The 23,059-nt window shown below is 59.5% G+C and carries 26 protein-coding genes; 4 read left to right on the top strand and 22 right to left on the bottom strand.

Features of this window, described 5'->3' with window-relative positions:
- Positions 1-96 precede the first annotated feature (96 nt).
- Positions 97-630 carry a helix-turn-helix domain-containing protein gene (locus tag LE416_RS03580; protein WP_225047115.1) on the bottom strand — a complete coding sequence of 178 codons (534 nt, stop codon included), beginning with the start codon at positions 628-630 and terminating at the stop codon, positions 97-99.
- Between the two features lie 445 nt (positions 631-1,075).
- Here LE416_RS03580 and LE416_RS03575 point away from each other — a divergent pair, with 445 nt between their 5' ends.
- From LE416_RS03575 to LE416_RS03565, 3 genes are all read left to right on the top strand, one after another.
- Positions 1,076-2,305, top strand: a complete 1,230-nt coding sequence (locus LE416_RS03575; protein ID WP_225047114.1) for a replication initiation factor domain-containing protein — start codon at positions 1,076-1,078, stop codon at positions 2,303-2,305.
- Between the two features lie 82 nt (positions 2,306-2,387).
- Complete coding sequence (locus LE416_RS03570) at positions 2,388-2,585, top strand: DNA-binding protein (RefSeq protein ID WP_225047113.1); 198 nt, start codon at positions 2,388-2,390, stop codon at positions 2,583-2,585.
- 88 nt (positions 2,586-2,673) lie between these two features.
- Positions 2,674-3,732: a tyrosine-type recombinase/integrase gene (locus tag LE416_RS03565; RefSeq protein ID WP_225047112.1), complete on the top strand. Its 1,059-nt coding sequence runs from the start codon at positions 2,674-2,676 to the stop codon at positions 3,730-3,732.
- Positions 3,733-3,801: 69 nt separating this feature from the next.
- Here LE416_RS03565 and rpsD read toward each other — a convergent pair whose 3' ends face one another.
- Positions 3,802-4,413, bottom strand: coding sequence for a 30S ribosomal protein S4 (gene rpsD, locus LE416_RS03560; protein ID WP_225047111.1), 612 nt, complete (start codon positions 4,411-4,413; stop codon positions 3,802-3,804).
- A gap of 175 nt (positions 4,414-4,588) precedes the next feature.
- Complete coding sequence (locus LE416_RS03555; RefSeq protein WP_225047110.1) at positions 4,589-5,071, bottom strand: GAF domain-containing protein; 483 nt, start codon at positions 5,069-5,071, stop codon at positions 4,589-4,591.
- Between the two features lie 171 nt (positions 5,072-5,242).
- Between LE416_RS03555 and LE416_RS03550 the strand changes: the two genes are divergently transcribed.
- Positions 5,243-6,949, top strand: coding sequence for a septation ring formation regulator EzrA (locus tag LE416_RS03550; RefSeq protein WP_225047109.1), 1,707 nt, complete (start codon positions 5,243-5,245; stop codon positions 6,947-6,949).
- 64 nt (positions 6,950-7,013) lie between these two features.
- Here LE416_RS03550 and wecB read toward each other — a convergent pair whose 3' ends face one another.
- From wecB to atpB, 19 genes are all read right to left on the bottom strand, one after another.
- The gene (wecB, locus tag LE416_RS03545; protein WP_338034759.1) at positions 7,014-8,162 is read right to left on the bottom strand and encodes a non-hydrolyzing UDP-N-acetylglucosamine 2-epimerase; all 1,149 of its coding nucleotides are present in this window, start codon (positions 8,160-8,162) and stop codon (positions 7,014-7,016) included.
- Between the two features lie 148 nt (positions 8,163-8,310).
- On the bottom strand, positions 8,311-8,997 hold the full coding sequence (locus tag LE416_RS03540; RefSeq protein WP_225047108.1) for a methionine ABC transporter permease: 687 nt from the start codon (positions 8,995-8,997) through the stop codon (positions 8,311-8,313).
- The gene (locus LE416_RS03535; protein ID WP_225047107.1) at positions 8,994-10,049 is read right to left on the bottom strand and encodes a methionine ABC transporter ATP-binding protein; all 1,056 of its coding nucleotides are present in this window, start codon (positions 10,047-10,049) and stop codon (positions 8,994-8,996) included. The genes LE416_RS03540 and LE416_RS03535 overlap by 4 nt, the downstream gene beginning before the upstream one ends.
- Positions 10,050-10,070: 21 nt before the next feature.
- Entirely contained in the window at positions 10,071-10,889 is an 819-nt protein-coding gene (locus LE416_RS03530; protein WP_225047106.1) for a MetQ/NlpA family ABC transporter substrate-binding protein, read from the bottom strand.
- Positions 10,890-11,289: 400 nt separating this feature from the next.
- Positions 11,290-12,873 (bottom strand): glycoside hydrolase family 3 N-terminal domain-containing protein, encoded by a 1,584-nt coding sequence (locus LE416_RS03525; protein ID WP_225047105.1) that lies wholly within the window; start codon positions 12,871-12,873, stop codon positions 11,290-11,292.
- Between the two features lie 149 nt (positions 12,874-13,022).
- On the bottom strand, positions 13,023-14,216 hold the full coding sequence (locus LE416_RS03520; RefSeq protein ID WP_225047104.1) for an FtsW/RodA/SpoVE family cell cycle protein: 1,194 nt from the start codon (positions 14,214-14,216) through the stop codon (positions 13,023-13,025).
- Between the two features lie 94 nt (positions 14,217-14,310).
- Positions 14,311-14,532 carry a DUF2969 family protein gene (locus LE416_RS03515; protein ID WP_225047103.1) on the bottom strand — a complete coding sequence of 74 codons (222 nt, stop codon included), beginning with the start codon at positions 14,530-14,532 and terminating at the stop codon, positions 14,311-14,313.
- Between the two features lie 14 nt (positions 14,533-14,546).
- Positions 14,547-14,834 (bottom strand): membrane protein insertion efficiency factor YidD, encoded by a 288-nt coding sequence (yidD, locus tag LE416_RS03510; protein WP_225047102.1) that lies wholly within the window; start codon positions 14,832-14,834, stop codon positions 14,547-14,549.
- Positions 14,835-14,841: 7 nt separating this feature from the next.
- Positions 14,842-15,012, bottom strand: coding sequence for a DNA-directed RNA polymerase subunit beta (locus tag LE416_RS03505; protein ID WP_225047101.1), 171 nt, complete (start codon positions 15,010-15,012; stop codon positions 14,842-14,844).
- 18 nt (positions 15,013-15,030) lie between these two features.
- Complete coding sequence (mreB, locus tag LE416_RS03500; protein ID WP_225047100.1) at positions 15,031-16,020, bottom strand: rod shape-determining protein; 990 nt, start codon at positions 16,018-16,020, stop codon at positions 15,031-15,033.
- Between the two features lie 58 nt (positions 16,021-16,078).
- Positions 16,079-16,312, bottom strand: coding sequence for a DUF1146 family protein (locus LE416_RS03495; RefSeq protein WP_225047099.1), 234 nt, complete (start codon positions 16,310-16,312; stop codon positions 16,079-16,081).
- 232 nt (positions 16,313-16,544) lie between these two features.
- On the bottom strand, positions 16,545-16,955 hold the full coding sequence (locus LE416_RS03490) for a F0F1 ATP synthase subunit epsilon (protein WP_225047832.1): 411 nt from the start codon (positions 16,953-16,955) through the stop codon (positions 16,545-16,547).
- A gap of 35 nt (positions 16,956-16,990) precedes the next feature.
- On the bottom strand, positions 16,991-18,442 hold the full coding sequence (atpD, locus tag LE416_RS03485; protein WP_225047098.1) for a F0F1 ATP synthase subunit beta: 1,452 nt from the start codon (positions 18,440-18,442) through the stop codon (positions 16,991-16,993).
- A gap of 72 nt (positions 18,443-18,514) precedes the next feature.
- A complete protein-coding gene (locus LE416_RS03480; protein WP_225047097.1) occupies positions 18,515-19,444 on the bottom strand; it encodes a F0F1 ATP synthase subunit gamma in 930 nt (309 codons plus the stop codon).
- Positions 19,445-19,455: 11 nt separating this feature from the next.
- A complete protein-coding gene (gene atpA, locus LE416_RS03475; RefSeq protein WP_225047096.1) occupies positions 19,456-20,970 on the bottom strand; it encodes a F0F1 ATP synthase subunit alpha in 1,515 nt (504 codons plus the stop codon).
- Between the two features lie 5 nt (positions 20,971-20,975).
- Positions 20,976-21,533, bottom strand: a complete 558-nt coding sequence (gene atpH / locus LE416_RS03470) for an ATP synthase F1 subunit delta (RefSeq protein WP_225047095.1) — start codon at positions 21,531-21,533, stop codon at positions 20,976-20,978.
- Complete coding sequence (atpF, locus tag LE416_RS03465) at positions 21,520-22,008, bottom strand: F0F1 ATP synthase subunit B (RefSeq protein WP_225047094.1); 489 nt, start codon at positions 22,006-22,008, stop codon at positions 21,520-21,522. Before atpF ends, atpH begins: the two co-directional genes overlap by 14 nt.
- Before the next feature lie 50 nt (positions 22,009-22,058).
- On the bottom strand, positions 22,059-22,271 hold the full coding sequence (atpE, locus tag LE416_RS03460) for a F0F1 ATP synthase subunit C (protein WP_225047093.1): 213 nt from the start codon (positions 22,269-22,271) through the stop codon (positions 22,059-22,061).
- A gap of 15 nt (positions 22,272-22,286) precedes the next feature.
- Positions 22,287-23,009, bottom strand: coding sequence for a F0F1 ATP synthase subunit A (gene atpB / locus LE416_RS03455; protein WP_225047092.1), 723 nt, complete (start codon positions 23,007-23,009; stop codon positions 22,287-22,289).
- Between the last annotated feature and the right edge of the window lie 50 nt (positions 23,010-23,059).

Genomic DNA, 23,059 nt, shown 5'->3' with positions numbered 1-23,059 from the left:
GATGTCTCAAATAGACGTCGTCTTTTCTTTTGCTCAAAGGTTGCGTGAAATCTTGAACGACGTGGGCATCATTGTGTGAATAGTTTTCAGATTTGGTTAGCTGTGCTCATGCTTCTCATACTCTTTTATCACTAGTATTTTGTTGTAAAGCTCGTCAATTTTTTTGACTGGCAGTCGCCGGTAGCGTGAGGGACGCGTTACAATTCGACCGTTTTCATCTAATTCAGGATCTGGTTCGCCATCTTCGTCGTAGTGAACATCAGGTTCGAAGTATTTGAAGATCATTTCAAGCTCTTCGGCTAGATGATCCAGTTGGCGAGGACTGAAATCTTCCATTCGTCGTGTGAGTCGATCCACCCTTTCCAAATTCGGCAGGTAGTCGTCGATTCGATCCAGTATCGCGCCAGCGCTATGAATATGTTGTTCTGCCGGCGAACCAAATAAGTCGGCGGCTGTGACATCAAGGGCTTCGGCTAATAGATCGAGGGTTTCAAACGAAGTATAGCTGACCCCTCGTTCAATTTCAGAAATGCTTTTAGGAATGATATGCACCTTTTCGGCCAGCTGCTTTTGTGTCATACCGCGAGCTAGGCGAAATTTTTTTACGTTGGAACCAAAGTTTTCAATCATTGTGATCACCTCGATTTCATTTTACGAGGCAAGTTTCTGGGACACAACTTTTAAGCGGTAGCTCTCTATCTCTGGGTGAGTTTCACCGTGTGTTCACAGATTGGGGCAAGCTTGTTACGCTTATTTAGCAATGAAAGGTATCACCAAATTATGAAGGGAGGAGATTGCCTTCTCGCGTGGTTTCGAGCCCGACGCAGCGCAATCAGTGTTGCCCGACTGCTCGCCTCGGCGCCGCTGCGTGCGAAGCGAAAGCAAGCGAGCGCCGATGGCGGCGGACGGCGTAGCCGGCCGCCAAGACCCCCGTTTACTAACAGGGGGGTCGTAACTGAAGACAATCGGCCTGATTACCGGGTTCAACCTTTGACTGATGCAAATAACCTTGACCAGACACGATTCCGCGTGGTCTGGTCAGACAGGAGGACAATTGAAACATTGGAGTGACTCAGTGCGCAAGCGACGCCTGACCCTGAAATTAACGCAATTACAACTTTGTAAAAGGCTTGGAATTACAGAACGTCATTTAAGTCGCATCGAGAACGGTGCGTCTTGCAGCGGAGGCCTGCAGATGCATATAGACAAGGTGTTGAACAATTGGACAGACAAGCCCGAGTTGCACGTGTTGATTGATTATGTCCGGATTCGTTTTCTTACCCAGGCGGTGAGCTCGATTCTGCTTGACGTGCTTCACCTCAGTACCGACCACCTGCTGACCGACCCTCGAGCACCCTTTGGCTATGAGACCACCCTATCTCTGGGTGAGATTAAACTTTATACCTCATCCCCACAGCAACCCAAGCTGGGCACATTGTTGGAGCTGCGCGGCCAGGGCTGCCGTCAGTTTGAAAGTTTGCTATTAGGCCGCGGAGAAACTTGGTACGACTTCCTTGCCACCTGCATGGAAGCACATGGCGTCATGAAGCGATTCGACTTGGCGGTCAACGACATGGTCGATATGTTGGACATCCCTGCGCTCATCCAAAAAATCCGCAATAATGAATGTATCACGGTGATGCGCCAGTTTGAGGGCATCACGTCTGGCCGGATCTACCGTGAGGACGGCGAGGATGACGATGACGAAACCGGAACGACCTTGTATATCGGCTCAAAGAAAAGTGATTTGTATTTTTGCTTATACGAAAAAGACGTCGAGCAGCGCAAGCATCCTGGGAAGTCCCATTCTGCAAGTGGCGTCTACAATCGCTTTGAAATCCGTCTGAGTAATGACCGCGCGACCAAAGCGGCGGAGGATCTGCTGAACTACCGGGATGAGGAGCGGACAATCTTTGGCATCATCAAGCGCTACCTGCGTTTTGTCGATGCTAGGCCCACCGATCGGTTGAAGTGGCCGGTCAACAAGACTTGGGAAAGGTTCGTCGGCCAAGGACGCGAACCGCTTCGCCTAACCATGGCCCCTCAGCCCTTAGATCTGAATCGAACTCGTGCCTGGATTGACAAGCAAGTCGCACCGATGCAACGCGTTCTGCATGAAATTGATGGTTACTGGGGCAATCAGCAGACCATGAACGCCATTCGCAACGCGCCACTAACAGAAAAACACGAGAAGATGATTGCACAGTACACCACTGAATCCGACCAGCTGCAGAATGGCCTATTTGAATCAGAACCTGAATGTGAGCAATCAAAAAAGGATGACCACGCCGACCAAAGCATGTAGCCACCCTTCACAGATAAGATATGCGTCCTATCTGGCTTGATTATCTCACACAACCCCGTTGGAGATAAGGAGTGAGATTAAAATGGAACAACTGAATACTAGGCAACTCCCCTATCTGCTGAATCGGCAACAAGCCGCAGATTTTCTTGGCATTGATCCGGTGACCTTCGACAAAGTCTTTCGCCGTCATCGTGATTTTCGCTGCTTTATGATCGGTAAACAGGCACGCTTCACCGTTGAAGAACTGACGAGCTTTGTCCGCCTGCACCTCGCCGACTAAGTTGTGGTTGTCGATTAAGCAGATTGGATGCTAAGCTGAACCCATGTATTTACGGGGTCAGCTTAGTTTTTTTAGGAGGAAAACAAGTATGGCTTCATTCATGAAACGCGGTAAAAGTATTTTGACGCAGGTCGCCTTCACCAAGAATGGAAAGACTTATCGGCTATCGAAGTCTTTCTCCAACAAGCAGGACGCTCAAATTTGGGCGCACACGCTGGAGATAAAGAAGGCCGGCGGTGTGGATCTCGTGGACCGCCAAACGCCGATGATGGACTACTATGACTACTGGCTCGAATTCGCCAAGAAAGGAGAACTGAAGGAAACGTCCTACCTGTCCTATCGAAGAATCGGCCAGACCTTTCGTAAACTGTTCGACGATGTCCGCCTCTGCGATGTGACCGACACCTACTTGCAAAAGATGCTGGATGAGTACGGGCAAACTCATGCCCAAAAGACGGTCAGTGACATGGTGCGCCCGCTTCGCGCGATGCTTAAATATGCGTATGCGCACGGCCTGTTGCTCAACGACATCTCAAGCTTGGTCAGAGCACATGGCAAGGTGTCCGAAAAACGAAACGTAGCCTTGTCAATCACCGACATGCGAACGCTGAAGCAGTATTGCCTGGACCATGCCGAGGAAGACGAGTTTTGCGTGTTGGTGCTAGTGGCCCTACTGACAGGCTTACGCCGTGGTGAGTGCCTCGGCCTGCGCCCAGATTCCCTATTCGAGGAACCAACGGATTGCGGGATTCATGTTCGCGAACAACGCAGCCCGTGGGTCAAGCGCGACAAAACGCTGAAAACCAAGAACGCCTACCGCACGTTGTCGCTGCCTCGGGAAGTGTTCGAACTGCTCAAACAAGTTGAGCCAAAGTCAGACGGCTACATTTTTGAAACCTATGGGTATCGTGTCGCCCTGCGGTTAGAGCCGCTGTTGCAAGCAGCGAAGGTCGGGCACACAACTTTTCACGGCTTACGAGACACGTTTGCCTCATTCCTGTTCAGCCAAGGTATCGACTTAGCCTACGTTTCGAGGCACCTGGGCCATGCCAGCTTGAGCATTACCCAGGACTACTACATCTCGCTGATGCCAGAAAAAAAGCACGCCCAGAATGGGCGTGCAATGGACCTGCTGTCGAAACTGTAGCTTCTGCAACAATCTGCAACAGCAGAGGCCCGATAAACGTTGAGTTGACAACGTTGGTGGTCTTGAATATTACAGCTTCTGGTTGTAGTATTCAACGACCAGCGCTTCGTCAACATCTGGTTCCAGTTCTTCGCGCTGAGGCAGACGAACCAGAGAACCTTCCTTCTTGTTGTCGTCGAAGGACACGTAAGCAGGGCGGGAAACCGTGCTTTCGAGCGCTTCGTTGACGATTGCCAGGTTCTGGGAGCGTTCGCGCAGAGCGATCACTTGGCCAGGACGGACTTCGTAAGAAGGAATGTCAACGCGCTTGCCGTCCACGGTGATGTGACCGTGGTTGACGAGCTGACGAGCCTGCGGACGCGTGGTCGCAAGGCCCAGACGGAATACCAGGTTGTCCAGACGGGTTTCGAGCAGGACCATGAAGTTATCACCGTGGGTGCCTTCCTTGATCTTGCCGGCGCGAATGAACAGGTTCTGGAATTGGCGCTCGTTCAGGCCGTACATCCAACGCAGCTTCTGCTTTTCGGTCAGTTGCTGACCGTATTCAGAAATCTTACGACGTTGGTTGTTGCCGTGATCGCCAGGGGCGTACGGACGGCGAGCGAGTTCCTTACCAGTGCCGGAGAGAGACAGGCCGAGACGGCGAGACTGCTTCCAGCGAGGACCAGTATAACGAGACATATTGAAATTCCTCCAAGAATTAAGATTGTTGGAGTAAGTTAATGAATGCGAACTCAGCACACGGGCAGTCGCGCTAAGCGTTCACCTTAGCAGCCGGGTTACTGTGCTCTCTCTCACGGAGTTGCGCCACTGGAGCCGACCATGCCGTTCGCCGCTGCATTAAATTACTCGCAGGCTAGTATACCAAAGCCAGGGCGTCAGCGTCAAGATGTTTCGCAAGCGCGGCGGCAAAGGCCGTGAGCGTCGCCTGGTCGGCCGCGGTGAAGCGGTCCAAGGACGGCGAATCGAGATCGAGGATGCCGACACAGCGGTCGCCCACGACCAGCGGCACGACCACCTCGGAGTTGCTGGCGGCGTCGCAGGCAATGTGGCCGGCAAAGGCGTGGACATCCGGCACCAAAAGCGATTCCCCTTTGGCGAAGCTTGTGCCCACCACCCCGCTGCCGGGTTGGATGTGCATGCACGCGACCTGCCCCTGGAACGGGCCGAGGTCGAGCGTGCCGGTTCGCTTAGAGTAGAGATAAAAGCCGCACCAGTTGAGGTCGGCCATGCTGTTGTAGAGCAATGCGGCTGCGTTGGCGAGGTTGGTCACCGGGTTGGGCTCCCCCTCCAGCAACGCATCCACCTGGGCCACAACGATAGGATCGAGTACTGTCATCTAATCACCTTTCAAAAAACGCAAGATACCGGCCTTTTTCCCGCTAAAGGCCTTTCATGTTCGGGTCCTTTTTGAGATACTAGGGGCAAGGAACTTGCGCGTACTAGTTTGCCCAGAATTTTAGTGGATAGGGCCGCAAATTGCAAGTCGCGCGATGTGGAAGGTGTAATCATGGTGTGGATCATTATCGCAGTACTAGGAATTATCATTATCGTGGGGTTGGGGCTGTGGCTGTTCCAAATCCGCAACAACCGGGCGATTCAGGCCCTGGACACGCGAATCTCGACGCTTGACAGCGGCGAGGTGACCGGCCTGATCCGCAACATCGCCCAGCTCGGCCTCACCGGGACCAGCGAGACGGCGTTCAAGGCGCAACAGACCGCCTACCAGAAGCTGGCCGAGGGCGAGCTGACGGACCTGCAGACCGCCCTGCTCGACGTCGAGCAGGCCAACAAGCAGTTCCGCTTCAGCACGGTCAAGGAGGATTTGGCAACCATCGACAACCTCCGCGAGGCCACGGCCAAGCGCCTCCACGGCATTCGCCAGGCGCTTTTGGCGATCCAGGAAAGCGAGGCCGACAACCGCCGGCTGCTGATGAACCTGCGCGAGCGCTACCTGGCCGCGCGCAAGACCATCTTGGCCAAGAGCTTCGCGTACGGCGATGCCCTGCCCGCGCTTGAATCGGCGCTTCAGGCCATCGCGGCGCAGCTCTCCGAGATCAATCAGACCAACAGCGATGGCGACCACGACCTGGCCAAAAAGCAGCTGAGCAAGCTCAAGCTGAGCGTGGCCACCGTCGAGCTGCAGGTCAAGTCCCTGCCACCGCTGGTGAACGCCGTGGTCAACGAGTTCCCCAACCAGCTCGGCGAGATTGCCCGCGGCTACGAGCAGCTGGCGCAGCGCCACTTCCATTTCACCGAGGACGTCCCTGCCACCGGCCAGGAGATTCAAGAGCAGGTCAACCAGGGCCTCGCCCAGATCGAGTCGCTTGACGTGACTGAGTTGACGGCCAACACCGCCACCATCGCCAACCGCATCGACGCCCTCTACGCCGTGATGGAAAAGGAGCTGACCGCCAAGGACGCCGTCGACCAGGCGCAAGGCGACCTGCGCCAGTTCATCAACCACGCCAACAAGCAGAACCACGCGCTTTTGATCGAGCTGGACCACGTCAACCAGTCTTACACCCTGAACCACGACGAGCTCAAGCAGGCCAACGCGCTGAAGCAGCAGCTGGACAACCTGGCCGCCGCCTTCGAGCAGGAAAGCCTGCGGTTGAACGACCACGAGGCGATTTACTCCGAGACCAGCGCGACCTTCGTCAAGATGCGCAGCGACCTCAAGGACATCGAGCTCAAGCAGCAGGCCATCAACACCAGCATCGGCGGCTTCCGCGCGACGGAGGAAAAAGCGGCCAAGCAGGTCGCACAGTTCGTCATGGACCTGCGCGATGTCAAGTACGAGGTGTTCCGCCACGGCCTGCCGGGCCTGCCGAAGCCGTACCTGGACTTCTTCAACGCCTGCTCCAAGGCCGTCGCCGACCTCAACCACGACCTCAACCAGGTCAAGATTGACCTAGACGCCATCGCTAAGCAGCTGATCCAAAGCGCCGAGGACATCGAGCAGCTCAAGCAAAAGAGCCGCGACCTGATTCAGGCCGCGGGGATGACCGAGGAGCTCCTGCAGTACGCCAACCGCTACAAGACCACGCATTCGGACGTGGCCCAGGCGGTTGCCGACACCAAGGCCGCGTATGCCCGCTACGATTACAAGCAGGCCGCGGACACCATCGCCACGGCGCTTGAGGCCATGGAGCCGGGAAGCTACAAGAAGGTCGAAGACGACTACCTCGCCGCGCAGGACAGCGCCCTGTTCTAGCCCAAACACACGAAATGAGGCTTCCACGATGACGATGTGGAAGCCTCTTTTCGTGTCCTCGGCGTTAGGCCTGCGGGTCAAACGGTGCGGGCAGCGGCCCGTCGCCGTACGTGTGCGCGATGGCCGCCAGAATGCGTTCCGTGGCGTGGCCGTCGCCGTACGGGTTTTTGGCCTGCGCCATGCGTGCGTAGGCCGCCTGGTCGTCCAGCAGCGTGGTCATCGCGGCCGCCACGGCGTCCGGGTCCGTCCCGACCAGCTTGAGCGTACCCGCCGCCACCCCTTCCGGGCGCTCGGTGGTGTTGCGCAGCACCAGCACCGGCTTGCCCAAGGCCGGCGCCTCCTCCTGCACCCCGCCGGAGTCGGTCATGATGAAGGCGCTTTGGGCCGCCAGGTTGTGGAAGTCCACCACATCGAGCGGCGCGATCAGGTGAATCCGCGGGTCGCCGTCCAGCACCGCGTGGGCGACCTTCTGGACGGCCGGGCTCAGGTGAACCGGGTAGACGACCTCGATGTCCGGGTGCGCGTCGACCACGGCGCGAATCGCCTTGAGCACGCCGGCCATCGGCGCCCCCTGGTTCTCGCGCCGGTGCATGGTAACTAGGATCATGCGCTTGGTCGGGTCGAGCTCGTCCATCACCGCGTGGTGGTAGCCGGCGTGCACCGTTTGACGCAGGGCGTCGATGGCGGTGTTGCCGGTGACGTAAATGGCGTCGGCCGGGTGGCCCTCCCGCAGCAGGTTGGCCTGGGACTGCGCGGTCGGCGCGAAGTACAGGTCGGCCAGCACGTCGGTCAGCTGGCGGTTCATCTCCTCGGGGTACGGGTCGTACTTGTGCCAGGTGCGCAGCCCGGCCTCAACGTGGCCGACCGGAATCTGCTGGTAAAAGGCGGCGAGGCTGGCGGCCAGCGTGGTGGTCGTGTCGCCATGCACCAGCACGATGTCCGGCCGCTCCTTGACCAGAATCGGCTGCAGCGCGGTCAAAACGGTGCTGGTGATCTCGGCTAGGCTCTGCTTGCGGCGCATGATGTCGAGGTCGTAGTCCGGCGTGAGCTTGAAAATCTCGAGCACCTGATCGAGCATCTCGCGGTGCTGCGCGGTGACCACGGTCACCGCGGCGAACTGGTCGGCCCGCTCCTGCAGCGCCAGGCACAAAGGCGCCATCTTGATTGCCTCAGGCCGTGTGCCGAACACGGTCATAACTTTGATTTTTTTCACGTGAGTCGTCCTTTCCCCCGCCCGCGGCGGTCTGTGTTAAGTCTACCAGATATCTTGGTGGGTGAAAGTCGCCTTTGCCAAAAGTTTCCTTTTGGCACGCAAAAGGCCGCCGCGGCCACCCGGATGGGCGGCCGTGACGGCCTGACGCTTAGTGGTGCAGCTTGCGGGCGATGATGTCGCCGATGAACTGAATCAGGAAGACGAGGATCAGCATCAGGATCATGGCGGTCCAGATGACGTCGTTTTGGTAGCGCTGGTAGCCGATCGCAATCGCGATGTTCCCCAGGCCGCCGCCGCCGACCGCCCCGGCCATCGCGGTCAGGCCGATGGCGCTGATGATGGTTAAGACACCGACGCGGACCAGCTCGGACGCGCCTTCACGCAGGTAAACGCGAAAGACGATCTGCCAAGGACCAAGCCCCATCGCCTGCGCGGCCTCGATGACGCCGGGGTCGACGGTCAAAAGCGCGTTTTGGACCTGGCGCGCGAAGAACGGCGCGGTGCCCAGAATCAGCGGCACCAGGGCCGCGGTCGGGCCGATGCCGGTGTGCACCAACAGGCGGGTCAGCGGGTAAACCACCGCGAGCAGGATGATGAACGGAATCGAGCGGAAGATGTTGACGACCTTGTCGAGGATGAAGTACACCGGCCGGTTCGGCAGCAGCCCGCCCTCATCGGTGAGAATCAGCAGGAAGCCCAGGAACAGCCCGAGGATGCCGGAGACCACCGCGGTCCAAAAGGTCATGTAGACGGTCTGCCAGATCGCCTGGAGAATGCCGCCGTCGCCGCTCCAAAGCGGCATCACGTTGGGCAGAATTTTGTTCAGAAAACTCATTGTGCATCCTCCTTTGCGTTGAGATCAAGCACTGTCACGTCGTTTTGCGCCAGGTAGGCGAACGTCCGCTCCAGATCGGCCGCGGTGCCGGACAGCACCACGATCAGATTGCCGAATGGCGTCCCCTGCAGGATCTGGATGTCGCCGAACAGGATGTTGGCCGTGACGTTGAAGTCCTTGTACAGGGTTGCCACCAGCGGCTGGTCCGTCGAGGCGCCGAGGTAGGTCAGGCGCACCAGGCGATCCGGTGACTTGAGGTTGGCGACGGCGGGCTGCTGCTTGACCGCGGCGACCGCGGCATCGAGCTGCAGCGTGGTGTCGATGAAGTCCTTGGTCAGCTTCTGTTCGGGCTTGGCGAAGATGTCCAGCAGGTTGCCGCGCTCGATGATCCGCCCGGCGTCCATCACGGCCACCTTGTTGCAGATCTGCTTGACCGCCTCCATCTCATGCGTGATCAAGACGATGGTCAGGCCGAGCTTCTCGTTGAGGGACTTGAGCAGGTCCAGAATCGCGCTGGTGGTCTTGGGGTCAAGGGCGGACGTCGCCTCGTCCGAGATCAGGATCTCGGGGTCGGAGGCCAGCGCCCGGGCGATGCCGACGCGCTGCTTCTGGCCGCCGGACAGCTCCGCCGGGTAGGCCGTGGCGCGGTCGGCCAAGCCGACCAGCTCGAGGAGCTCCTCGACCTTGGCCGCAATCTCGGCCTTGGACTTGTGGCCGCGCAGCGGGAACGCGACGTTCTCGGCAACGGTGCGGGAGTTCATCAGGTTGAAGTGCTGGAAAATCATCCCGATGCGCTTGCGCTCGCCGCGCAGGGCCTTGGCGTCAAGCGCCAGCATGTCCTGCCCCAAAACCGTCACGCTGCCGGTGGTCGGCCGCTGCAGCAGGTTGATCACCCGCACCAGCGTGGACTTGCCGGCGCCGGAGTAGCCGACGATGCCGTAGACGTCGCCGCGGTTAACGGTGAGGTCCACGTGGTCGACCGCATGGACGCTGCGGGCCTTTTCCTTGAATAAGACATCGATCTGATTGAGCGTGATAATCGCTTCAGCCATGGTGATCCTCGCTTTCGCTAATTAGAACTTGTAGTTCCAGGCCGGTTCGGTGGAGTTCTTGTAGTACTTCTTCAGAAGCTTCGCGGTGGCGTCGGTCTGGTAGGCCTTCACGATCTTCTTGTAGGTCTTGTTGGACTTGTCCTTCGGAGACTTGGCCGCAATCACGTTCAGGTAAGGCTTGGACTTGGCCGTGATCTTCTCGACGTAGATGGCGTCCTTCGGGTTCAGGTTGGCGGCGGCGGCGATATCGTTGTTGACGATGGAGGCCGCAACGTCCTTCAGGCTGCGGGCAGTCTGGGCGGCGTCAAGCTCGGCGAACTTAAGGTCCAGCTTGTTGTCGGTGATGTCGCGCACGGTCGGCGTCGCAACGCCAGACTTGAGCTTGATCAGGCCGTACTGCTCGAGCAGCTGCAGGGCGCGCCCTTCGTTGGAGGCGTCGTTTGGCACGGAGACCTTGTCGCCCTTCTTCAGGCCATCCAGGGACTTCAGCGAGCTGGAGTACGCGCGCATCGGGCCGATGTAGGTGTTGCCGACGCTGGTGATGGTCTGCTTGTGCTTTTGGTTCCAGGTGTCCATGAAGGAGACGGTCTGGAAGGAGTTCAGCTGCACGTCGCCGTCGTTGAGCGCCTGGTTCGGCGTGTTGTAGTCGGTGAACTCAACCAGCTTGATGTTGACGTCCTGCTTCTTCAGGCGCTTTTGGATGTCCTGCCAGATCTCCTTGTCGTTGCTCATGATGCCGACCTTGACCACCTTGCTGTCCGCGGACTTGCCGCAGGCCGCCAAGCCGAAGACCGGAGCCGTCAGTGCCAACGCCAGAACTACTTTTTGCCATAACTTCATAATAATTGCCTCCCAAATTTTGCAAACATGATTGATGATTCAGAACTGTCGGCCAAGACGCAAAAACACCGCTCCTAACCAAAGTTAGAAGCGGTGTCCCGCGGTACCATTCTAATTCGACAGACTTCCCGGGAGTCTGCCCTCACTAACGGGTCGTAATCAACCCGCGTGCAAGATAATGGATGCCAGCCATTGCAGCCTTACCCGAAGGTTCGGTGCACCGATCCGTGAGCCATCTTCGTCCCGACTTGCTACCCCGCTCTCATCTACCCGGGTTTTCTGTGCAGTCTTGCCGGCATTACTCTCTCACATCGTTCGTTTGCGTTCTGAATTGACTCTGATATTACGCAGTTTGGCCGCCGGTGTCAACCCCTTGGGCGAAACTTTTTTAATCCTGCGCTCATCTGCGGTGACGCCCCGTCGGCCGACGGAACCAGACCACCAGCCCACCGACCAGCGCAAGCGCAATAACACCGGCAATCGCCCACGGCCAGCGCGGCGCCTTGGCCGCCGGTTTCGTGGTAGTGCTTGAGGCCGCACTCGCGCTGCTGTGCGCGCTTGAGGTGCTGGCGGTGCTGCTGGTCGCGGCCGGCTTCCTGGCGTTCAGGGTCAGCGGCTTTTGGAGCCGCTGCGCCGTCCCGTCGCCCAGCGTGACGTCAACCACCAGCGCCTGCGCCTTTACCGTCAGCGGCACGGACAGGCTGAAGCGCCCAGCCTGGTTCGGCGTGGCGTGCGCAATCGCTTTTCCCGAGCGCGTCAGCGTCACGCGCGCCTTTTGAACGTCTGCGCTACGCACCGTGCCCGTGACCGTTGCGGCCTTAGCCCCGTACTGCGGCTTGTCCAGGGTCAAGGTCGGCGCGACGAACTTGGCCGCGCTGAGCAGCCCTAGCTTGCGCTTGAGCTTCAGCAGGCGCACGGCCGCGGTGCGGATCGTCGCGGGCTTGACCGTACCGGCCGCCACCGCGGCCTTGATGGCGGGAATGCCCACCGCGTAGTCGTCCGCCATGATCGCGTCGTTGCCGGCCTGCAGGGCCAACACATCCGGCGTCTTGAGCCCATGAGCCGCGTCGTACTGCTGGATGGCGCCCATCGCCAGGTCGTCGGTGATGATCACACCCGAGAACCCTAGCTCCTGCCGCAAAAGCCCCGTGATCACCTTGGGCGACAGCGACGCCGGCAGCGCCGCGTCGATCTGGCGCATCACGATGTGCGTCACCATGACGGCGTCCACTCCGGCCGCGATGCCGGCCTTGAACGGCACCAGCTCGCTGGCCATCAGCTGGGCCTTGGTGCGGTCAACCGTGGCGAACAGCTTGTGGGTGTCGACCGCTGAGCCGTAGCCGGGAAAATGCTTCAGCGTGGCGGCGACACCGGTGCCCTGAATCGCCGGCACGACCTTTGCGATGTAGCTTGCCGTGTTGGCGACGCTTTGGCCCAGGGTGCGGGCGTAAATAAAGCTGTTGGGGTCGCTCGAGACGTCGGCGATCGGCGCGTAGTTCCAGTTGATGCCCAGCGCCTTGAGCTGCTTGGCCTGGCTCACCGCCGTGTTGAGCACCGCAGTCATGCCGCCCTGAGCGAAGGCCTGCTGCGGCGATGGGTAGCGCGTCGGGTACGCCGGGGAATCGTTCAGCCGAGACACCGTCCCCCCCTCTTGGTCGGTGGCGATCAGAAGCGGCACCGCGGCCGCGGCCTGGAAGCGCGCAAGCTGCGCCTTCAGGCTTGCGGTCGGCTGCGCCATGTCGGTGCCGAACAGGATCAGCCCACCCAGGTGGTACTTGGCCACGTCGCTTGCGGCCTGATCCGCGCTGGCCGGCTTGCGCGCGATGAACAGCGAGCCGATCTGCTCGTCCAGGCTCCAGTTCGCCACGGTGCGCGCGAGGTCCTGATCCGTGATTGTGGCCGCCTGGGCCGACCGGCTCGGTCCCAGCGCCAGGCCGAGACCGGCCAGTGCCGCCAGTCCCCAGCCCATCCATTTTGTTTTCATGCCCATCCCGCCTTTCCCCATGATGGTACCACACGACGCACCGGATACAAAGCACGCACAAGGCGCCTGCCACGCTTTCCCCCATTGCGGGTAAAACGCGGCAGGCGCCTTGTGCACTGAGCGAGGTGCGGCCCTGTGCCCGGTTCATCTTACTGGAACGACTCCTCCTCGCGGGAGAACATGTAGCTCTGGTGGTGGAACCGCATCGAGAGCACCATCCCGACCGACAGCATGTTGGCCAGCAGGAATGACCCCCCTTGCGACACGAACGGCAGCGGAATCCCGGTTAGTGGCAGCAGGCCGATGTTCATGCCGATGTTTTCGAACACGTGGAAGAGAATCATCATGATCACGCCGGTGGCGATGTACGCGTAAAACTCGTTTTGGGTGTCGAAAGTCACGCGAATCATCTGGTAGATCAAGAGGAAGTACAGCAGGATCAGCACCGCCGCGCCGATGAAGCCGAACGCCTCACCGATGGCGGAAAAGGCCATGTCCGACTCGCGGACCGGCACCGACACCTTCAGGTTGTTGAAGCCACGGCCGAACATCTCCCCTGAGCCAATGGCCTTCATCGACTGCCAGAGCTGGTAAGACGAGCCGCTGGTTGCGCCGCTGGGGTTCAACCACGAATCGATGCGCTTGAACTGGTAATTCTTGAACCCCACGTGCAGCAGGATCTTGCGGCCCCAGTCCTCGACCACCAGCAGGATGGTTCCGGTCCCGACCGCGCCGGCGGCCAGCCCGATCGGCAGGATGATCTTCCACGAGATGCCGGACACCAGCACCACCCCGGCAAAAATGGCGGCGAAGACCAGCGAGGTCCCGAAGTCCTTTTGGAGGATCATCAGGGCCAGCACCGGCAGCGTCCACAGCAGCATCTCGCCGATCAGCCGCCAGTCGTTGGCCCAGGTGTGCTTCATCGCGACGTTGTGGTTGGTGACCACCCGCGCGAGCATCAGCACGTAAGCGGGCTTCATCACCTCGGACGGCTGAAAGGTCACCGGCCCGAAGCGAAACCAGCTGTGCGCCCCGGTGTTTCTTGCGACGTCCTTGTCGTAAAACACCAGCACCGCGATCAGCAGCAGGATGCCCAGCGCGTACAGCAGAGGTGCGATGCGCCACAGCTGCTCGGCGTCGAACTGCATGACGAAAAAGATGCCCACGCCACCGATGACGTACCACACCGCCTGCATCACCATCGCCCGCATCGGGCTTGAGGAGCCGTCCTTGGACACCGCCATGTAGATGGCGGCCATGCCGAACAGCGCCAGGAGCATCACCGACAGGATGATGCCGTAGTCGATGCGGTCTTCCTTCTTTCGTGTGCGCGTTTCCGCCATGATTGCCTCCTTGAATTGCAAATGCGCCGGCACTTCGCCGGGCCGCCTGACAAAAAACCGCGCCGGATTGCGATCCAGCGCGGCCGTGCACCGCCTAGCTGTGGTGCAGGTGGTACTCCGAGATCAAAAATGCCACCGCGTCGTCCATCGTCTTGAAGCGGTTCGCGCTGGTCTGGCCGGCGATGTAGGCCAAAAAGCGGTTCTCAATGGTCTCGACATAGCCAATCTCGTTCTTAGCCACGGTCAGCACCGACACGGTGTGGCCGTTGCGCGTGACATCTTCTTGTTGCACCATGATTTTCTGTTCCTTCGCCATGTGTTGCTCCTTGTCTAGTGATGATGATAGTCGAACTGGTCGGCCTCGTCGAGGTTGCGCTGAGGGTCCGGGTTGCGCCGCAGGGTGAAAAAGTCGGGCACCGGATCCAGCCCGCCGCGGATGAAGGGATTGCACCGAAAAATGCGCGCGAGGCCCATGATCAGGCCCTTGATGGCGCCGTGCTTGACCAGGGCCTGAATCATGTAGGTCGAGCAGGTCGGGTAGTAGCGACAGCTGGGCGGCAGGAGCGGCGAGATGAACCGCTGGTACCCGCGCACCAGCCACATCAGCAATTTTTTCATGCCGGCCTCACCTCAGGAAGTCGAGGATGTGCGACCAGGTGCTCGGCTCGAGCACCTGCCACGGGCTGCCGCCCCCGATGGCGTAACCGATCATGCCCCCGACGACCAAGGCCACGATCACCAGGACCACCAGGACCAGCAGGTGCTTCAAAACCCGGGTTGCGTACTGTGTACTCACCGCGTACCTCCTTCGTGTCTAATACTGCTTGTGGTGCGCGATGTTGTCGAGCAGCACGCCGGTCCCAAGCGCCACGGCGTCGAGCGGGTCGTCGGCCAAAAGCACCGGCACCTTGAGCTCCGCCGCAAACAGGTGGCTGATGCCCTTGAGCAGGGCGCCGCCGCCGGTCAGCATCACGCCGCGGTCGATGATGTCCGCGGACAGCTCCGGCGGGGTCTTTTCCAGCACGTCCTTGGCCGCGCTGACGATGGCCGCCATGGTGTCGCTCAGCGCCTCTTGAACCTCGAGGCTTGTGACCTCGACCTCGCGCGGCAGGCCGGTGGCGATGTCGCGCCCGCGGACCTCCATCTTCTCCTCCGGGTCGGCCTCGTACACCGCGCCGATCTGAATCTTGAGCTGCTCTGCGGTGTGCTCACCGATCAGGAGCTTGTGCTTGTTCTTGACGTAGGCGGCGATGGCCGAGTCCATCTTGTCGCCCGCCAGGCGTAGGCTGCGGCTGGTGACAATCTCACCCATCGACAGCACCGCGACGTCCGACGTGCCACCGCCGATGTCGATCACCATGTTGCCCTGCGGCTGGAAGATGTCAAGGCCCGCCCCGACCGCGGCGACCTTGGGCTCAAACTCGAGGTAAACGCGCTTGCCGCCGGACTTCTCCGCGGCCTGAATGATCGCCTTTTGCTCAATCGAGGTGATGTTGGTCGGCGCGCAGATCAGGATGTTCGGCTTGGACATGAAGCCCTTGACGTTCAGCTTGTTGATGAAGTACTCAAGCATCGCCTCGGTGATGTCGAAGTCGGCGATCACCCCGTCCTTGAGCGGGCGAATCGAGCGGATGTTGCCCGGCGTGCGGCCGACCATCTTGTAGGCCTCGGTGCCGACGGCCAGAACCTTGCCGGTGTGCGTGTCGATTGCAACGACAGAAGGCTCGTTCAAGACGATTCCCTTACCCTTCACGTTGATGAGGACGTTCGCGGTCCCCAAGTCGATCCCAATGTCTTTTGCCATTGTCTTCTTCTCTCCTCAATGATTTCTAACACAAAAGTATACCACAGCTTCGCCGCGCTTACAGCAAATACTGCAGATCCCGCGCAGACTGAAGCAGCGACAGGAAGAACTCGCTGACCGTGAATCCGAGCGCGATGGCGATGAAAACCATCAGGAGCTGGCTCTCCCGCACATGGTTGGGCCGCAGCAGCTTGTCAAAGCGCAGCGCCGTCAGCAGCCGGAAGCTGATCAGGATGAAAACAAAGTGTGAAAGCATCGTCACCCCAGCGGTGATCCCTAGACCTGAGTACATGTGGCGCCTCCGATTCGTAATGTCTGTGTCCATCATACGTTACCTGCGCGGCCCGTGCCGGCCAACCCGCAGACTTTGAGAAAAACTTCAAAGACTGGCGCACAGGCCGACCGGCTCGGGTTGGTCGTCCCCGGCCTGTCCGCAACTCGGCTTCCCGCCGACGCGGCGCCCAACCCTGCCGAGGGCCAGGGACACGCAAAGAGCCCGCCAAGCGGCGGGCTCTTTTGGGGAATCACTTCCCGGTTTTGACGTGGATGCGGTTGATCGCGCGTTGGAGGGCGACCTCGGCGCGCTGCAGGTTGTCGACATCGCGCTGGGCCTTGGCCTTCTCGATGCGACGCTGTGCACGCTCGCGGGCGGCCTCGGCGCGGGTCAGGTCGATGTCGCGGGCCCGCTCGGCGGAATCCGCGACAATCGAGGCGACGTTGTCGGAGACCTCCATGAAGCCCCCGTTGACCGCAATCTCGTCCTCGTGTCCGGGGTTGTCGGTGCGCTTGACGCGCACCTCACCGATCATCAGGGGCGCGACGATGGGCTCGTGGTTGGCCATGATGCCCATGTCACCGGTGGTCGTCTTCACGACGACCATGCTGGCGTGGTGATCGTACACCAGGCCATCCGGCGTCACGATGTTGACCCGCATGACTTTAGGTTGTTCAGCCAAGAAGAATCCCCTCCTTAGTTGGCAGCCGCTTGCAGCGTGTCGTCCTGTGACTTGTCAGGGTCGTAGCCCAGCGTCTTGGCCTTTTCGACGACGTCCTCGATGCGGCCGACCAGACGGAAGGCCTCTTCGGGGTAATCATCCATCTTGCCGTCGAGGATCATCTTGAAGCCCTTGACGGTTTCTTCAACCGGCACGTAGCTCCCCGGCAGGCCGGTGAAGCGCTCCGCGACGTTGAAGGACTGCGACAGGAAGAACTGAATGCGACGGGCACGGGCAACCGTGGTCTTCTCGTCGTCGGACAGCTCGTCCATCCCGAGGATGGAGATGATGTCCTGCAGTTCCTTGTAACGCTGCAGCACCTGCTGCACGCGCGTTGCGACCTTGTAGTGCTCCTCGCCGACAATGTCCGGCGTCAGGGCGCTGGAGGAAGACTCCAGCGGATCGACGGCCGGGTAAATGCCTTGCTCGGTCAGGCGACGCTCAAGGTTGGTCGTGGCATCCAAGTGGGCGAAGGTCGTCGCCGGCGCAGGGTCCGTGTAGTCATCGGCAGGCACGTAGATCGCCTGGATGGACGTGACGGAACCCTTCTTGGTCGACGTGATTCGCTCCTGCAGCTGGCCCATTTCGGTGGCCAGGGTTGGCTGGTAACCAACCGCGGACGGAATGCGACCGAGCAGCGCGGACACTTCGGACCCCGCCTGGGTGAAGCGGAAAATGTTGTCGATGAACAGCAGCACGTCCTGCCCTTCGACGTCACGGAAGTATTCCGCAATCGTCAGCCCAGTCAGCGCAACGCGCATCCGGGCACCAGGCGGCTCGTTCATCTGACCGAACACCATGGCGGTGTTTTGGAGCACGCCTGATTCCTTCATTTCGAAGTACAGGTCGTTCCCTTCACGGGTGCGTTCGCCGACCCCGGTGAAGACCGAGATGCCGCCGTGCTCTTCGGCGATGTTGTGGATCAGTTCCTGGATCAGAACGGTTTTGCCGACCCCGGCACCCCCGAACAACCCAACTTTCCCCCCACGCAGGTAGGGTTCAAGCAGGTCGATGACCTTGATCCCGGTTTCGAGAATTTCGGAGCTCGTGCTCAGATCCTCGAAGGCCGGGGCATCTTTGTGGATGCCATCGCGCCGGTGATCGGGTCCAAAGACTGGACCATTGTCGATCGTCTGTCCCAAAACGTTAAATACCCGGCCGAGCGTGTCCTTGCCGACGGGAACGGAGATGGAGCCACCGGTATCGGTGGCGACCATCCCACGAACCAACCCATCGGTCGAGTCCATGGCGATCGTGCGCATCACGCCGTCGCCGAGCTCGAGGGCGACTTCCAGCACAAGCTGTTTGCCGTCCCCCTTCTCAACGGTCAGCGCGTTGTTGATTTCGGGTAAATCATCATTGATTGGAAATTCGACGTCGACAACAGGGCCGATCACTTGCACGATTTTACCTAAGCTATTACTCAATGAAATCGTCCTTCCCTGTTGTGATTTGGACGGGTAACCCGTCCAGTGCGGGTATCCCCGCTGTGTGCTGGCTTACGCCAGCGCGTTGGCACCACCGACGATTTCGGTGATCTCCGTGGTGATCTGCGACTGCCGGGCCCGGTTGTAGGTCACGGAGAGGCGGGAGATCAAATCGTTGGCGTTGTCGGTCGCGCTCTTCATCGCCGTGGTGGAGGCGGCGTGTTCCGCCGTCTTGGCATCCATGATGGCACCGTAGATCAGGCTTTCGCCGTACTGAGGCAGGATGGCCTCAAGCACGGCGTCCGGATCGGGCTCCGTCAGGTACTCGATGCTGGTGTCCGCCACTTCGGCGACGTCAAGATCGGTGATCGGCAACATTTTTTCTGCACGGAAGGCAGAAGTCAGGGAGTTCACGTGGTGGTTGTAGCACACGTACAGCTCATCGAACACCCCGTTATCGAACATCGTCACCGCCGTGCTCAGAATCTCACGCACCTCGTTGAAGGTCGGGATGTCCGAGACGCCGCGGTACTCGTAGGCGAGGTTCATGCCGCGGCTCTTGAAGAAGTCCGCGCCAGTGCCCCCGATGGCCATGATCACGTAGTCGTCCTTGGCCTTGTGGTCGTCCGCAAAGATCTGCATCATGGCCTTGAGCACGGTGGAATTGTAGCCACCGACCAGACCACGGTCCGAGGTGATGACCAGGTAGCCGGTCTTTTTGACCGGGCGCTCGGCCAGCAGGTTCGCCAGCTCGAGGCGTGCCTTAGGGACATCGGTGCCCGCCAGCGCCTCGCTTTGCTGCCGCTCGATTTCGAGCAGCTGCGCGGCGGCGAGGTGCGTGACGATTTCGCGCACCTTGTTGGCGTAGATCTGGTAGGCGTTGGAACGCTTTTCAATGCGCGTCAGCTTGGAGCCGGAGACCATCTGCATGGCCTGGGTAATCTGCCCCGTCTTCTTGGTCGACGCGATCTTGCGCTTGATATCCATTAACGATTCAGCCATGTGGCACCTCCTTATTTGTCGGTGCTGCTAGCAAAACCGTCGGCGAAGCTCTTGATGAGCTCGTCGAGCTTGGCCGTGTCGGGCAGCTTGCCGGTGTCTTGAATCTGCTTAAGCAGGTCCGCACCATTGCTGTCGGCGAAGTCAAAAAGCTCGTCTTGGAAGCGCGCGATGTCGTCGATGCCGACCGCGTCCAGGAACCCGTGGGTCAGGGCGTAGAGAATCAGCACCTGCTTGGACACCGGCAGCGGCTTGTGAACCGGCTGCTTCAGCACTTCAACGGTGCGGCGGCCGCGGTTCAGCTTGGCCTGCGTCGCGGCGTCCAGGTCGGACCCGAACTGGGTGAAGGCTTCCAGCTCGCGGAAGGAGGCGAGGTCAAGACGCAGGGTCCCGGCCACCTTCTTCATCGCCTTGATCTGGGCGTCCCCACCGACACGGGAGACGGACAGCCCGGCGTCGATCGCCGGCCGCGTCCCGGAGTAGAACAGGTCGCTTTGCAGGAAAATCTGGCCGTCGGTGATCGAAATCACGTTGGTCGGAATGTAGGCGGAGATGTCCCCGGCCTGGGTCTCGATGACCGGCAGCGCCGTCATCGAACCGCCGCCGAGCTCGTCGGACAGCTTGGCCGCCCGCTCCAGCAGACGGGAGTGGGTGTAGAACACGTCACCTGGGTAGGCTTCACGGCCTGGCGCGCGCCGCAGCAGCAGCGACAGCTCACGGTAGGCGGTCGCCTGCTTGGTCAGATCATCGTAAATGATCAGGACGTGCTTACCGTTGTACATGAACTCCTCGCCCATGGCGGCACCCGCGTAAGGCGCGATGTACAGCATCGGCGCCGGCTCGGAAGGCCCGGCGGTCAGCACGATGGTGTAATCCATCGCGCCGTACTTGCGCAGCGTTTCGACCTGCGTGCGCACCGTCGAGTCCTTTTGGCCGATGGCGACGTAGATGCAGATCATGTTCTGGTCCTTCTGGTTGATGATCGTGTCGATCGCAATCGAGGTCTTCCCTGTTTTGCGGTCGCCGATGATCAGCTCACGCTGACCACGGCCGATTGGAACCAGCGAGTCGATCGCCTTGAGCCCGGTCTGCAGCGGTTCCGTAACGGACTTGCGCTGCATAACACCCGGGGCCTTGACTTCGATCGGCCGGTGCTTGGTGGTCTCGATGGGGCCCTTGCCGTCAACCGGCTGACCCAGCGCGTTGACCACGCGCCCGATCATGGCCTCGCCTACGGGAACGTCCATGATGCGCCCGGTCCGCTTGACCTGGTCGCCTTCACGAATGTTGTCAAAATCCCCCAAGATGATGATACCAACATCATCACTTTCGAGGTTTTGGGCCATCCCGTATGAGCCGTTGGCGAATTCAAGTAATTCACTGGCCATCGCGTTCTTGAGGCCGGTCGCACGTGCGATCCCGTCACCGACGTAGGTCACGGTGCCGACTTCCTCGACGTTCAGGTCGTCTTGATAACTTTCAAGTTGTTTTTTGATCAGAGAACTGATTTCCTCAGTCTTGATGCTCATCCGGTTCACCTCTTTTGCGTATTGGTGAGCAACTGCTTTTGAAGCTTGCCGAGGCGGGTCTGAATCGTGCCGTCGATGATCTGATCTTCGGACACGATTTTGACCCCGCCGATGACCGCCGGGTCGACCACTTGGGTCAACAGGACGTCCTTGGCGTCAAACTTCACGGCAATCGCTTGTCGCATTGCCTGTGTCTGCTGGTCGGACAGGGCCACGGCCGTGGTGACCGCCGCCTTGACGATGCCCGCTTCTTCGTTGAAGTGCGCATCGAAGGCTGCAATCACCCGGCTGAGGCCGCCGATGCGACCGTTGACAAAGACCACGTCAACTAGGTTCTGGACCAGCGGGCTGCAATCGCGCTTGAGCAGCGCGAGCAGCGCGGCCTTTTGCCCCGCGGCGAGATCCTTGCCTGCAAGCAGCACAAGCAGGTCTGGGTTTTGGTCGATAACAGTTGCGAGTTCTAGCAGCTCGTCGTGCACCGCCGTCAGCTGCCCGTCAGAGGATGCAACCTCGAACAGGGCCTTGGCGTAGCGCGGTGCGACCATCTGATCAGTGACTGCCATTGGCGTCACCTAAATCCTTGATGTACGAGTTGATCAACTCGGCCTGGGTATCGGCGTCCAATTCCTTGCCGATGATCTTCTTGGCGATGGCCAAGGAGAGGTCTGCAACGTCATTCTTCGCGTTGTTCAGCGCGTCTTGCCGCTCTTGGGCAATGTCTTTGTGCGCGTTGGTCTTCAGCGTTTCGGCCTCGGACTTGGCGGCAGAGACAAGTTCCTGACGTTGTTTCTCACCGTTTTCCTTCGCCGTGTTGACGATCTTCACGGCGTCGGCCTTGGAATTCTTCAGCTCGGCCTGACGCTTGGCGGCCAATTCCTTGGCCTCCTGGCGTGCGTTGTCCGCGTAGTCCAGATCGCTTTCGATCTTCTCCTGACGCGCGGCCATAATCGCCGTCACCGGCTTCCAGGCAACTAACCCGACAAGTACCAATAAGACAGCGAAGGTGAAGACGGTGAAAAGCATATCGCCTGCAGTCATATTTTTTGACTCCCTTCTTGCGTGGCGGGCAATCCCGCCTGCGCTTTGTCTTACTTGCTCAGCAGCATGAACGCGATAACGATCGCCATGATCGGCACCGCTTCAATCATGCCGACACCGATGAACATGGTCGAACGAAGGGAACCGGAAGCTTCTGGCTGGCGTGCGATGCCTTCCAGGGTCTTGGAAATAACTTGGCCGTTACCATAGGACGCGGCGAGCGCGGCGAAAGCGGCAACGATAGCAGCTGCGATGTATTGCATGATTTTTTCCTCCTATTATTCAGAAACTACCTTTTCGGACGTGTAAACCGTCGCTAAGGTGACAAAAATGTACGCTTGAATCGTACCAATGAACACTGAGAACCCTTGCCAGATCATCTCGATGAGAAAGGCCCCGACAAACGACACGACGCCGATTGCGCCGTGCCCCGAGAATGCGAGCTGCTTGATCAGAAGCAGCAGGACCTCGCCGGCGAAGATGTTACCGTAAAGACGCATCGACAGCGTGACGAAGTTCGTGAAGTTCTCGAGGATGTTGATCGGAAGCAGAATCGGGACCGGCGAAACGTATCCCTTCAGGTAACCCTTCATGCCATTGAAGGCCACGCCGAAGAAGTGCGACAGGACCATGACCATCATGCCCAAGCTCATGGTAATGATGGGGTCGGCCGTCGCGGAACGGAACCAGGTCTTCCCCCCCACATCGACCTGAAAAATCAGGCCGATCTGGTTGTTCACAAAGATGAACAGGAACAGCGTGAAGGCGAACAAACCAAAACGACCGCCTTCCCGCCCTGGCATCGCCTGCTTGACAATGCCGTTGACGAATTCGATCAGGTACTCCAGGACGTTTTGCTTACCGTTGGGACGCAGTGTTGGCTTGCGCGATAAGGCAAAGACGAAGAGGAACACCAGAATCGCACTCACCAGGATTGCCAGGTCGTTGGCCGGGTTGAAACGCAGTCCGAAGAGTTCGAATGTGGGATAACTTTCGTTCACAGAATTCACCTCCTTAACCGAAGCAAGGTGGCACCAATATGTACGGACGT

The organism is Lacticaseibacillus kribbianus (assembly GCF_020180945.1).
GTDB classification, from domain to species: Bacteria; Bacillota; Bacilli; order Lactobacillales; family Lactobacillaceae; genus Lacticaseibacillus; species Lacticaseibacillus kribbianus.
This window is presented reverse-complemented; position numbering and strand designations above follow the sequence as displayed.